At 51.5% G+C, this 13,610-nt stretch carries 8 protein-coding genes; 5 read left to right on the top strand and 3 right to left on the bottom strand.

Translation table 11 applies throughout. The annotated features are described in order from the left end of the window. Nucleotides 1–26 precede the first annotated feature (26 nt). Complete coding sequence (locus D3P08_RS05815) at nucleotides 27–1,103, top strand: GntR family transcriptional regulator (protein WP_119598484.1); 1,077 nt, start codon at nucleotides 27–29, stop codon at nucleotides 1,101–1,103. 326 nt (nucleotides 1,104–1,429) lie between these two features. Here D3P08_RS05815 and D3P08_RS05810 read toward each other — a convergent pair whose 3' ends face one another. Next, on the bottom strand, nucleotides 1,430–6,511 hold the full coding sequence (locus D3P08_RS05810) for an S-layer homology domain-containing protein (RefSeq protein ID WP_162848374.1): 5,082 nt from the start codon (nucleotides 6,509–6,511) through the stop codon (nucleotides 1,430–1,432). A 56-nt stretch (nucleotides 6,512–6,567) separates the two neighbouring features. Then, a complete protein-coding gene (locus tag D3P08_RS05805; RefSeq protein WP_119598482.1) occupies nucleotides 6,568–9,360 on the bottom strand; it encodes an S-layer homology domain-containing protein in 2,793 nt (930 codons plus the stop codon). Nucleotides 9,361–9,929: 569 nt separating this feature from the next. Here D3P08_RS05805 and D3P08_RS05800 point away from each other — a divergent pair. Genes D3P08_RS05800 through D3P08_RS27215 form a run of 3 tightly spaced genes read left to right on the top strand, consistent with a single transcriptional unit; the run spans nucleotide 9,930 to nucleotide 12,469 of the window. Next, nucleotides 9,930–11,078 (top strand): HesA/MoeB/ThiF family protein, encoded by a 1,149-nt coding sequence (locus D3P08_RS05800; RefSeq protein ID WP_119598481.1) that lies wholly within the window; start codon nucleotides 9,930–9,932, stop codon nucleotides 11,076–11,078. Nucleotides 11,079–11,090: 12 nt separating this feature from the next. Next, nucleotides 11,091–12,317, top strand: coding sequence for a PqqD family protein (locus D3P08_RS05795; protein ID WP_119598480.1), 1,227 nt, complete (start codon nucleotides 11,091–11,093; stop codon nucleotides 12,315–12,317). Beyond that, entirely contained in the window at nucleotides 12,314–12,469 is a 156-nt protein-coding gene (locus D3P08_RS27215; protein WP_162848373.1) for a hypothetical protein, read from the top strand. The genes D3P08_RS05795 and D3P08_RS27215 overlap by 4 nt, the downstream gene beginning before the upstream one ends. Before the next feature lie 72 nt (nucleotides 12,470–12,541). On the opposite strand, the gene D3P08_RS05790 is transcribed toward D3P08_RS27215, so the two are convergent. Then, entirely contained in the window at nucleotides 12,542–13,162 is a 621-nt protein-coding gene (locus D3P08_RS05790) for an NAD(P)-dependent oxidoreductase (protein WP_119598479.1), read from the bottom strand. A gap of 39 nt (nucleotides 13,163–13,201) precedes the next feature. On the opposite strand from D3P08_RS05790, the gene D3P08_RS27065 reads away from it, so the two are divergent. Continuing rightward, entirely contained in the window at nucleotides 13,202–13,597 is a 396-nt protein-coding gene (locus D3P08_RS27065) for a hypothetical protein (protein ID WP_147381776.1), read from the top strand. Nucleotides 13,598–13,610: the final 13 nt, after the last annotated feature.

Raw genomic sequence — 13,610 nt, 5'->3', positions numbered from 1 at the left:
ATAAGTAGAGATAACGGAGATAGATTATGGCCAGGAAAAACTTGCCCAAATACGAACTGGTGAAGGGTTATATTATGGACCATATCAGCGGAAGCCAGTTCAGACCTCATGATCGGATTCCGAGCGAAGCGGAGCTGGCGGAGGCGCTTGACGTAAGCTCGATCACGGTGCGCAAGGCGTTGTCCGATTTGGTGAACGAAGGGATGATCTACCGGGTCCGCGGCAAAGGAAGCTTCGTTGCGGACAAGAAAAGCGAAACGCCGAACCCGATGTCTCGTCTCGTCGCGTTCATCATATCCGGCACCGAAATTTATGACAGCTCTTATATGCAGATCATTAAAGGAATACAGTCACAGCTGGCTCTGCACAATTATCGGCTCGTTATCGAATTTATCGAAAACAATGTGAGACAGGAAGATGAGCTGATCAGCAAGATCAATCCATCTGACTATTCCGGGCTATTGATTTATTCCTCAGATCCGAATGCCGCAAAATCATACCTGAAGCTGCTCAAGAACGAGAGAATGCCCTTTGTTATGCTGGATCGCTTCCCGAATGGAATGCCAGTGAACTGCATTGTGTGCAACAATCAGGACGGAGCTTACGAGGCGACGGAATATCTGCTTACGCTAGGGCATCGCCGTATCGGATTTGCCGCTTACGATTTTCATCTGAGCTCCGAAGTCGACCGCTTCAACGGCTACAGGAACGCGATGGCGGATTCGGGAGTAGAGGAAGACGACTCGATTCATTTCCTCGAGAAGGAGCTTGATTACGCCCTACTACTGCCGAGCATCAAAGACCGGGAGCTGACGGCCTTATTCTGCGTTAATGACCGTAAGGCGCTGGAGGCGGTCGAGCAGCTGACGGCCTTAGGCGTGCGTATTCCTGAGGAGATTTCGATTATGGGTTTCGACGACTTCGCAGGCTCCAAATTTTCAAAGGTCCCACTGACTACTGTCAAGCAGGACTTCGATGCTCTCGGCAGCGAGAGCGCGAAGCTGCTTCTCGACCTCATTGACGGCAACGCGGTAGGCAGCAAGAAGATTATGCTTCCGACGAGTCTGGTCGTCCGAGAGTCGACGGCTCCGCTATCGCAATAGGCGAGTAACTGAAAAGTACTATTAAAGGTACAGTCACTCAAGAAATTGAAGAGACTGTACCTTTCTCTTTAAATATTAAAGGTTCCCAAGCGACCGGCTCCATCTCGAAATCGTTGGTGACAAAAACTTAAACTCGATAAGATCACGTTGAGGTCTGCCACAATTTGCTGAAGAAAGCAGCTGGTCGACCGAAGATGAAAAATAGCGTCACTGAGAAAGGACCAAGGGATGCTATTTTTAGTTGAATGGATAGAATACGTAAACAAAAAGAAAGAGTGTCGAGACTTCCTCGACACTCTTTTCATTCCACTGGGTTTTGCGTGAGTTTACGGCGTGTGTTTGTTGACGTATTCGAGCGAGAACGGAAGGAGATCCCATTCGCCGTTCAGACTGAAGGCGTCCGAGCCGGTAGCGACGCCTTGCTTGCGGATCAGCGTGCCGGTTGCCGGCAGCGGTTCGGAGCCCGAAGCCGGCGTCCAGTTCTTGTCTCCGAGCACGTCGATGACCTGGCCGTCTTTGACCAATTCGAACGCGCAGACGACATAGCCGTCGAATTTGTAATTCCAATCCAGGTTCATGACGAGTTCGTCGTGATAGCCCGGAACCTGGGTGCGATCCATGAATTCATAGAATACGTTATTGATCACCATGCCGATATGTCCTTTATAAATTTGATTCACTCTCGCATAGGAATCTTTTTGGTAATCGCGATCAAGCATTTTCTCCATCTCTTGGGTCTTCAAATTATAACGGTACCCAATGATTTGATAGTTAATTGCATCTTCATTCATATTGTACATTTCAAGGTAGATATTCATTTGATTTTCCCGCGAATATTCCGAGAAAAACGCCGCGGCGCCTTGCTGCTGCAGCACGTTCAACTGAACGGAAGCGGCTTTCCCGTCCGCAGAGATCACAAAGTAAGTAATCATGCCGGTCGAATTGCCCGGAACCATGTTCAATGTGGTGCCGTTCAGAAGCGATTCGCTTGGTTTGACGAGCGTGCCGTTGTCCGCGCGATAGACGGTAAGCGGCTGCTGCGCTTGGAAGTAAGACGCCAGGCTATAAGAGACGTTCGCAACGCCAACCTTGGTCGTTATGGCTTTCTGATGGATGATCTCGACCACAGTTACCTGAATCGTCGTGCTTGTCTTCCCTCCTCGGCCGTCGTCGGCCGTTACGGTCACCAGCGTTTGTCCGCTGCCGGTTCCTGAAGCCATCTTCAGCATATTGCCGTCGACGCCCGGAACGATCATTCCCCCCGCAGCAGCCTCCGCGCTATACGTCAATGAGTCGCCATCGTTATCCCGGAACAGCGAATCGATGGCAACTTGACTCGCGAATCCCGGCACAACGAACTGTTCCGGAACGGAACCGACAACTTCCGGCGCATCGTTCGATACGACGTTGACCTGGAAGGAAGTGTCCATCCGATTTCCCGCCGCGTCCGTCGCCGTCATGGTGATCACGGTGGCTCCGTCCGCAATGCCGCTAACGGTCAACCGATGACCCGCTACCGATACCGAAGCTAGCGAAGCATCTGCGGATACGGCTTGGTAACTCAAAGCATCTTCGTCCGGATCGCTGAACGCGTTCGTAAGATCAAGTTCGATTTCTTTGCCCGGTCGAACGGCTTGTCCGTCAATTGTCTGATTCACAACTGGCGCCCGATTCGGCCGCACTTCGACTGCGATCGTTTTCGACACCGTGCCGCCGCGCGAGTCGGACGCGGTAACGGTCACGTTCGTGCTGCCGAGCGACACCGAGCTCAGTGACAGCTCCTGGCCGTCCAGCACGACAGATGCAACGGAAGGATCGGCGGAAGCCGCGCTGAGCGTCAATGCATCACCGTCCGCATCCGTAAAGATGCCGTTTAAGTCGATCTTTTGATCAGCGCTTCCGAGCGACAGGGTCCGATCGGCCAGATTCCCCGCCAGAGGAGCCTGGTTGACCTTGACCTCGAACGTCTGATTCTTCTTGCCGCCGCGGCCGTCTTCCGCCTGAATGAGGATCGAGGCGGTTCCTCCGGCAAGCGGATGAATCGTAAGCACATTGGAAACAGCGTCCAGTGTTACGGTTGCCAGATTCTCGGAGAGCGAAGAAGCGGTCAGCGTCAGAGAATCGCCGTCTTCGTCTCGGAACGCTTGACTCAAATCGACGGCAGCGTCTCCTGCGCCGAGCGTGATCAGCTGATCCGATACGGCTTGATCGACGACCGGAGCGCGGTTAACGGTCACGTCGAACGTTTTGCTCGTTTCTCCGTCGTAGCCGTCGGTCGCCGTCACGGTAATCGTAGTCGTTCCCGCAGCGAGCGGATCGATCGTAATTTCGCCGCCTGATACGGATACCGCGGCGATGGAGTCGTCGGCAGATACCGCTTGGTAGGTCAAGGCATCGCCGTCAAGGTCGGAAAACACGCCGGTTACGTCGATTCTTTTCTCGCCGTTTCCGATCGTAAGCAGTTGATCGGCAAGCGAACCGGCTGCCTGAGGAGAACGATTAACCAAAACAGCAAAGCTGTCGCTAACCTGGCCCCCGCGGCCGTCATCGGCCGTTACTTTTACGGTCGAGATGCCCGCGCTGACCGGGGCAAGCTTCAGCAGCGTCCCGCTTAAATCGACCGTCAGTATCGACGGATCGCCGGATTCCGCAGCCAACGTAAGGCTGTCGGCGTTACCGTCTTGGAAGACGTTCGCAAGATCGACCGTCACGCTCCCGCCCGTCAATTGGATAAAACGGTCTCCGGCCGGCTGCTTAACCGTCGGCGCCTCGTTGACCCGAACGTCGAAGGTTCCGCTCGTCGTACCTCCGCGGCCGTCGTTTGCTGTTATGGTTACGACCGTATCGCCGCCCGATACGGGAGTCAAGCGAATCCGGTTATTCGAAACAACCTCCGCGGTTGCGACAGCGGCCGACGCCGACTGAACCTCATAGGTCAGCGGGTCGCCATCCACATCGCTGAACATGCCGTCCAATTCCACGAAGACGTCGCCTTTTCCAACCATCGATTCCTGCACGCCCGGGGACCGGTCAAGCTTGGGGCTGTGGTTCACGTTGACGGTGAACGTTTGGCTCGCCGCTCCGCCTTTGCCGTCTTTGGCCGTGACGGTGACGGACACCGGGCCTTCCGCCAGAGGCGTGACAGTCAAAGCGCTGCCGCTTGCAGCCGCAGCTGCCGAAGAAGCGTTTTGCGAAGAAGCTTCAAAAGCCAGCGTATCTCCGTCCGGGTCTTGGAAAGCGTTCGACAGGTCGATCTGTAGATTCGTTCCGATCGAAGCTTTGCGATCCGGAAGAGGAGTCAAGGTCTGCGGCGAACGGTTGACACGAACGACGATATCCTTGACGACCGTACCGCCCCGACCGTCTTCGGCCGTCACGGTAACCGTCGTTTGTCCCAGTGCGATTGCCTGCAGCTGCAGCAGCTTGCTGGATACGGAAGCGGCAATGACATTTTCGTCGCTCGATAAAGCATTGTAGATGAGGGCGTCCCCGTCCGGATCCGTAAAGTATGCGCTCAGGTCCAACGTGCTTGCCGCAGCATCCAGCGTCGCCAACTGCTCGGGAACATCTGACGCGACCGGATTCCGGTTCACCGTTACCGCGAAATCGTGGTTAATGCGGGCATTGTTGGAATCGTAAGCCTGCGTACGCACCGTAATTTTGCCCGCCAGCTTCGCTTCGATCGTCAAATGGTTGCCGTCAATCGTAACCGTGACGAGCTCGGGCGCAGAAGCCGCTTTGACCAGCAGCGCTTTATAATACGACAAGTTGCCGTCGACATCATTGAACACTTGAGAAAGATCGATCGTCTTCTTCTCGCCGACGGTCATCGTAAAGTCCTTGATCGGATTTCGAACGATCGGCGCGCTGTTGACAGGGCCTGGACTGCCGATTTGCGATTGAACGGCGGAATAATTGGTGATGACCGAGCCTGCTGCCACGCCTGACGGCGTCGAAAGGTTACTTATCGTCAGGTTCGACCCTACGGTGACTGCCGCGGATGATTGGGTGACGTTAAGATTGGCGATGGTTCCCGTTGTGTTTAACGTAACAGGATTCGACGTTAGGACCGACATCCGTCCGATATTTGCCGTCCCGGTAATCGCGGAACCGGTACGAACGGTGACCGTATCGACCGTTCCCTGCAGGTTGACCTGCTGAGCCGCCCCAGCCACGTTGATCTGATCTATCGCCGCCGTCGAGGTGCCAACAATCGTCGAATCGACGTTCAAATTCATCTCCTGGATGAAAGTTTGACCGAGCGCTTCGACTCTCACGTTCGTTTTGTTAACATCGACGGACGCAAGGTTCGAGCCTTCGAAGACGACGGTGTTCGCGTCGCCCCCGTTGACGATCGTATTTCCTTGCACTTCGACCATGCTGCCGTAAAAGTCGTTTTCCAGCTCTTTGCTAATCTCCAAGTCGCCTGTAATCGTCAGGTTTGCCATAGAAATATAGTCGTCCGCAACTTTTACGTCTCCGTCGACAATGCCCAGCTTCCCATCGAGCAGCAGATTGGAGCTGAATTCGTTGGCGCCTTTCGAAGCGGCCGTTCCGCCGCGCCGCAGCTCCAGGTACGTAATCTTGTCCAGATTGCGTCCCGACGCATCGAATCGGATCTTCGCCCCCTGCAAAATGGTGCTGTTCGATCGGCTCAGAATCCCTTTCGTCCGATCGGAGACGGCGTAAGTATATCCGTTAATCGTCACGCCCTGTTCGGAAACGTTCTGAATGGTCCGAGTGACGCCGGACAGTTTGTCAGGGTAAAAAGCTTCCATGAGAATGCTAGCAATCTCCTGCCGCTTCACGGCCTGCTTAGGATGGAAATAGCCGTTTTCCGCTTCCATCCATCCGTTCTCCAGTACAGATTGCACGGCGTTTTTCGCCCATGCACCGACTGCTTTCTCATCTTGAAGCAAGGTTTTTTCGTTCGTTTTGGTTTGGGCGTCCTTGGCGGCTTGAACCAGGACGGCGGCCAGCTCCTGCCGGGTGACAGGCGCATCGGCGCGGAAACGCTTCTGCGCGTCCCCTTTCATTAGACCGGCCTTGGCGGCTGCCTCAATATAGTTGCGTCCCCATGTTTTAGACGTGACATCTTTGAAAGAAGGACGGCTTGTTTCTTTCACGTCGAGCTGGAGGATTCTCGTCAGCACGACGGCCAGTTCCTGCCGAGTGAGCGTGGATTGGGGGCGAAAACGCCCGTCCAATCCACCGGTCAGAAAGCCAAGCTCGGCTGCTTCAAGAATAGCCTGACGCTGCGAAACCGGAACCTGCTCGAGGTCGGGGAAAGTCGATTCAGAGCTCGAGGCCTCATATACTTTTGCCGCAAAGGCAAATTCCGCGTTTGGTCCGGCCGCAGTGGCAAACACGCTGGTGGCGACCAGCAATTTGATTAATCGACTATTCACTTCCATATCCCCTTTATCTGTCTTCTTACATGCTGTATGGAACTTTTCGGGGCGATCTATTTGTTTGTGTATTTTCCAAGGTCTTCCAGATTTGAATCGTAATTCTGCTCGCTCCATTGGGCCGGGTCATAGGAGTCGCTGCCCGCCAAGGTGCCGCTTTGACGGAAAGCGGATACGTTCGGCTGGAAGATTATGCTGTCCACGACGACATCATTGACGATAAGCTTAACGACAATCGGCTCCGTATATTCGAAACCGATGTCGAATCTGTACTGCAGCTGCGGTTTTTCCAAATCGCCGGATAGCTCATCCGAGATCGTAATTGGTTGGCCTGCAGGCAGATCGGTTACGCCGCTGTCGCCGGCTTCCGCATCCGAAAGGGACATTCTTCCTGTATCTCCCCATTCGATGAATATCCGGTCCAGACTGATCGCACTGTTCGTCGGATTGTAGATTTCAAAATATTGATTCGAATCGCTGCCCCAATCGACTTCGGAGAAAAACGGCGTTTTTGCATAAGCGGGAGCTACGCTAACCATAAACTCGTCTTTTATTTCGCTGCCGGTCGGGTCCGCCGCGGTAAGCACGATTGTCACGGATCCCACGGATACCGGGGTGATAATCAGCTGACTGCCGTCGTCGGACATTCTGACCTCGGCCACGCCTCGATCTTCCGACACGGCGGAGATGTTCAATTTATCTCCGTCATCGTCTGCGAAGATGCCGGACAAGTCGATTGTTACGTCGCCTTCTTCCAACCTTGCATTTTGATCCTCGACTTTATTGACTATATATGGCGCCTGGTTTAGCGTGCCCGGATCAGGAGTCGGGTCCTGCGGCGTCGATGTATCCGGGTCAGGAGACGGATCCTGCGGCGTTGTCGTGTCCGGATCAGGAGTCGGATCCTGAGGCGTTGATGTATCCGGATCAGGAGTCGGGTCCTGCGGCGTTGTCGTGTCCGGATCAGGAGTCGGATCCTGCGGCGTTGTCGTGTCCGGATCAGGAGTCGGGTCCTGCGGCGTCGATGTATCCGGATCAGGAGACGGGTCCTGCGGCGTCGATGTATCCGGATCAGGAGTCGGATCCTGAGGCGTTGTCGTGTCCGGATCAGGAGTCGGGTCCTGCGGCGTTGTCGTGTCCGGATTAGGAGTCGGGTCCTGCGGCGTTGTCGTGTCCGGATCAGGAGTCGGATCCTGCGGCGTTGTCGTGTCCGGATCAGGAGTCGGGTCCTGCGGCGTTGTCGTGTCCGGATCAGGAGTCGGATCCTGCGGCGCCGATGTGTCCGGATCAGGAGTCGGATCCTGCGGCGTGCTTGGGGTCGGCGCCGGAATTTGCGGCGCTGCCGGCGTAGGCTGAACAGCCGGAGATGCAGGCTTCGTGCCGTTCACGTTCCCGATCTGGCTTCGAACTTGCTCGTAATTCGAAACAATCGCGGAAATATCGACATTGGCCGGCAGCGTGATATCGGCTACGTTCGCGCCCGGTTGAATCTTCAACTGGGCCGCCTGATCGGTAACTTCAATCCGGTGAATACGGCTGCCCGTCCCCAGAGTTATGCTTGCGCTTGAGCTTACGATCAGGGAATCGATCGAGGCCGAGATATCAACTTTCCCCGCGCCGTCCTTCAACGTAACGCGTTCGATAATCGAGCCTGCTTCTCCGATCAGGGTCGTGCTGGAATAAATCTGAAATTCCTTGACCGTCGTAGTGCCGGCCGTATCAACCCGCACGTCCTTTTTATTAATGTCGACGGTTTGCAGCTTGGCATTGTCAAAAACAACGGTATGGGTATCGCCGCCGTTGATGACCGTATTGCCTAATACCGATACGTCGTAGCCGTAAAAGTCGTGATGCAAAGCCTGCGAAATCTCGAAGTCGCCGGCAACCGTCAAATGTTTTACGGACACGAAATCACCGGAGATGACAACGCTGCCTTCGATCCGGTCTCCTTGAGCGTCAAGTACGATATTTCGAGAAAATTCCGCTTCGCCGGCTGCCGGGTTTTCCCCGCTTTGAACGATCTCCAGGAAGTCGATTCGATTCAATGTGCCGCCTTCCGCCGCAAAACGAATTTTTGCGCTTTTGAGGATGGCGCTATTTTCGATACGCAGCAGCCCTTTCAGCGATTCGCCGATCAGATACGTTTCGCCGTCGATCGAAATATGATGCCCGTCGGTCCAATCCAATACGGCCGCCTGCTCGCCGGGATGGAATGCGTGCACAAGCGAAGCAGCGGCTTCTTGACGCTGAACAGCCTGCTTCGGAGCAAAATGTCCGTCTCTCAGTTCCATCATGCCGAGCGTCAACGCGTCTTGAACGGCCTGTTCGGCCCATGTACTGACCTGCGCACGGTCCGCGAACGCTACCGAAGCTTCTGAGACAGCCGTCTTATCGGGTCGAACGCTTTTCAGAAGGGCCGTGGCCAATTCCTCGCGGGTGACGCGGTCGCCGGGACGGAAATTTTTCCCGTCTCCCTGCATAACTCCCGCTGCCTTTACGGCTTCGATATAGGGATGCGCCCAAGCGATGACCGGGACGTCACGAAACGAAGAGTATTTCGCATTCACGGGGTCAATATGTAAAGACCTCGCCAGCAATACCGCAAGCTCCTGTCTTGTGAGCGTATCCAAAGGCCGGAATGTACCGGAAGGATCGCCGTTTATCAAGCCTAACTCCGAGGCTTGTTTAATGGCTTCCCGGAGAGACGGATCGGTCTGTCCCCAGTCGCTGAACATAGCTTCCGATCCCTTTGCAAGGTCCGGGGATGCGAATACAGAGCCGGACGGCGTCATGGCCGCCGCCGCTACACTGGTTGCCATCAACCATGTCGTAAAAGTCTTTTTTGTCATCGGTCTTATCCCCTCTAAGCTGTCAATTGTGATTGCAATCTATTGCTCTCGCAATCCTTCTTATATCGGACGAATTACCGTGACATTACATATACAAAATGTGGAATCCTGAATGAGGCAAAATACGATTGATTCGCGTGCTTAATATTGACAGACAGCAGCCTACAAGCGTCAGCCGCATGATGCCCAGCGTATAACCGAAGCCATGCTTCGCCCCTCCATTTTTAAAACTTTTAAAAATTATTTTAATAAATGGAGGATAAAGTTCCCTATCGAACAGTCAACTTTAAATCGTTAAATAACATCGATTCAACTTTACTAGGGGTGAAAAAAAATCAACCTCCTCAAGTTTCTAATTATGTATTAAAGTTACAGTAATGAATAAAGGAGGTGACATTATGACGATCGAAATCCGTGAAGTAGAAGACCTGACTCCGACTATGTATAAAGCAGACGGAATGGACACCCCATGGGACGGAATCTCCACGATTTAATGACTATGCCTTACGCAAGAAGGCCGTACATCAAAGTACGGCCTTTTCCATTCTTTTGACTGAGGTGTGCTATACATGAAACCTAAATTAAAGGATTTTTATCGAAATCATATTCAAGTGTCGGATCAGGTTATACGGATTCGAACGGATCTCGCTCGTCTCGAGATTCCCGATCCGGATGGCATCATTTATGGATTTATGAATCAATTGACGGGTCGGCACACGATAGAAGAGCTTGCCGGCCTGTGCAATCTCACAGAAGAAGATGTGAGACGCGGGGTTTCCATGCTGCATAACCATAAGCTGCTAGAAAGCGATACAACGGACACGTATGGGCTGACGGAGCGTGAACTGCAGCGTTACCGGAACAATTTCACCTATTATTCCGTGCACGAATCAAGACTTGAGAACCGTTACTTGTTCCAGGATAGGTTGAAGAATAGCTCCGTAGCCATTCTCGGCTTGGGCGGAGGCGGATTGTTGGCTACATGGTTAACCGCGATGGGGGTAGGTAGAATCGTTGGCGTTGATCATGATCGCGTAGAATTGAACAATTTAAATAGGCAAATTCTTTTTACGGAAGACGATGTTGGCAAGCGGAAGACTGATGTGGTTCGCGAACGTCTCCAAGCCATGAATCGAGACATAAATATTCAGGTCGTGAATCGGCAAATCGATAGCGCTCATTCCGTGAAGGACATAATAGCAGACGTAGATGTTGTCGTATGCGTAATCGATACGCCTCCTGTGCAAGCATCCAGATACGTGAACTCCGCATGCATGCAATATCGCAAGCCTGCTTTCCATGCAGGACTTCGCCATGGCAGCGGGTTTTTGTACAGGGTTGTCCCTTTTGAGACAGGATGTACGGATTGCTTGTGCTTGCAGTCCATTCGCCGTAACTCCAAAGTGTTCGAGACGATTAAATCCATTGCAAACGGTGAATTGGATAGTCGGACATTTTTGAATCCGTCCTTTGCTCCTAACGTATCTCTTCTAACCTCGGTGCTGGCCTCGGAAATAGCCAAATATTTAACGAAGCATTCACCCATGTTTCCTTTACCCTACACGAAAATAAACCTGCAGGATATGAGCTTTACCCATGAAGAGATAAATCGAATAGAGGACTGTCCCAGCTGCGGGAGGAGTCGAGTGATTGGAGCGGAACCAGGACCTTTAGATGCATTGGTAACGCTCGGAACGGAAAAAATGACTGTAAAATGAGGGTAGACGAGTATGAACTTTGAAATTCATTCGGGATCCAAAGCAGTTCTCACGCATCTGAGCGTACAACAAGAAGGGCAGGAATACACAATTGGTGATCCTCTTCTTTCTAAGTTTATTAGAGTGCCGGAGCCTGCGGTTCTAGTCATTGAACTGGCGGACGGCAGCCGGACACTTCAAGAAATCAAAGAGCTGCTCCAGCAGGAAAAAGGGATCGATGTGGACGTCGCGGATTTTGTTGCAAAGCTGCTGGCGCTTGGACTCGTTTTTAGCATCGATGGGAGAAAGCTTGTAAATTACGATACCAGTCAAGTGCCCCGGCAGGAGTCCTGGCAGGTTAGGTTAGGCCGTATTTTGTTTCATAAGTGGATGAGCAGATTATATATGCTAAATGTGGTTGCCATTATTTTGCTTTACGCGTTTAACCCTTCGCTTTTGCCGCACTTCCGGGACGCTTTTTTGCTGAATGGAATTGGAGCAAATGCATTGCTAATCTTTGTAATCAGTAGTATACAAATCGTCATTCATGAAAGCGGGCATTACCTAGCCGCCGTTAGCAGGGGAGTAAAATCCAACATTCGATTTAGTATTCGTTATGTGTTCGTCGCTGTGGAAACGCAAATGACGGGGTTATGGGCGCATCCGAAGAGGAAGCGATATTTGCCTTATCTAGCAGGAATGGCTTGGGACTGTACACTGCTGCTAATTTGTCTGCTCGTGCAAATGTCTGCGATTGAGGGTACTTTCGTCTATGGGTTATCCCGACTGATCGCGCTCGCGCTATTTTTTTCGGTCCTTTCCCAGTTTTTGTTCTTTTTGAGGACGGATGTTTATTATGTCGTGGTGAATTGGACGAATTCTGCGAACCTCCATCAATCAAGCAAAACTTTTCTAAGATCCTGGCTCCCTTATAAAAGAGAAGAGAGTAAAGGGCAGTGGGAGAGGTTACCTTCGGGCGAAAAGAGAGCGGCAAAAGTGTTTTCCCTTTTTTATATTTTTGGATTTACGACCCTCACCTTCATGATTATTGCCTTTACAATTCCTGCCTCCGTTACGGGACTTTCGATGGCTTTTCATCAGGTTGCCGATTTTGCCTTTGATTCGGTTTCGTTCTGGGACGGCGCGATCATATTATTGCTCATGCTGACTCGAGTTACCCTGTATGTCATAGGCGCAAGAAATGTTTACCGCGACCGCAGGATCCGAAGGAGAGAGTTGAAAGCTGCAGGAGTAAGATGAAGTTTATTCATGACGACAAAACTTTGAATGCAGGATCCGGCGAGAATGCGATGCCGGAAGCATTTTTGCTTTCAGCCAGAGAATTATCCGTACAGCATTTCTATGAGTTTATCAAAAAAGACATCTGTCATGAAAAGGTGACGCAACTCTAATTATTGCGTCGCTTTTTTCTATACGTTATTTCGAAACAACATAAAAGATTTCTGAAACGACATGTCGCTTCTTTAGTAAGCAATACCTACACGTGCTTTAATATAATCGTTATCGTTTATCTGTCTATATGTAAATGCTGCTGTATCCGGTACGGATATTTCGACTCCGCCTTCCGGCAAATAATTTCGGTCAATCCGGTATCGGCCTATTCTTTCTCCATCCGGCAAGTACGTAGGGCAGACAATTGTCCACTCGAGTGTCGATTGTTTGAGCAGATCGTAAACGATATGATGTTCTTTGGCAGCACGAGTTGACTTCCGCTTTGATTCGCTTGATTGATAACGGAGAGAATTCGGAGTGGTTCTACTTTCTAGAATTCCCGCAGTTCCTATTGTTATTATTCGTTTTATTCCTTCGTTCTCCATTGCTTTAATAATTAGCGGCATACTTTCTGATAGAGTGGTCGTGCCATCCGTATTAAGTGCACTAATAACGACATCAATGCCTTGCATGACACGTGCAATATCATCTTTGTTTAGAACATTCCCTTGAAAAACGGTTAAATTGCCGTTATTGATTTGAATCTTCTCCGGTGTCCGGACTAATACCGTAACATGATGTCGGTCATGTAGAGCATACGTAAGGATTTGACGTCCAACTCGTCCGGTTGCACCTAGAATTAATATATTCATAAGAATGAGGCTCCTTTTACAAATGGGCAGCCGGTCCAAGTGAATTTGACTTGGCAGCAGCATGTTTGCGTTACCTTAGGTACAACTATTCTATATGTTACCCCTGATGAGGACAAGGAGCCACCTGTTTCAAAACCGGGGTTGAGGCCAGCTCTATCGGCAGATAAGGAAATGCTAATATCAGGAGGCGCAATCTCGGTTTTAGGAAGGGGGGGAGAAGTGCTGGTTATAAGCTCGCTCTTATTATCCCGCGGTTTAGGTCAACGTAGAATGCGGAGCCATTCGCTTTCTCTGAAAGCGACAACTCAGCAAGATGTAAATAAAGAAATGGCAAAAGTAAAGAAAGTGCAAGGAAGTTTTCATAACTATTATTTATCCAACCAACAAGTAAAAGATACAATTACACGAGTAAAGATCGTGCTTTCGACCGCATAGGCAGTGTTTCTGC

This window comes from Paenibacillus nanensis (assembly GCF_003583765.1).
Taxonomy (GTDB): Bacteria; Bacillota; Bacilli; order Paenibacillales; family Paenibacillaceae; genus Pristimantibacillus; species Pristimantibacillus nanensis.
Note: the sequence above shows the minus strand (reverse complement) of the source record. Positions and strands in the feature narration are given on the sequence as shown.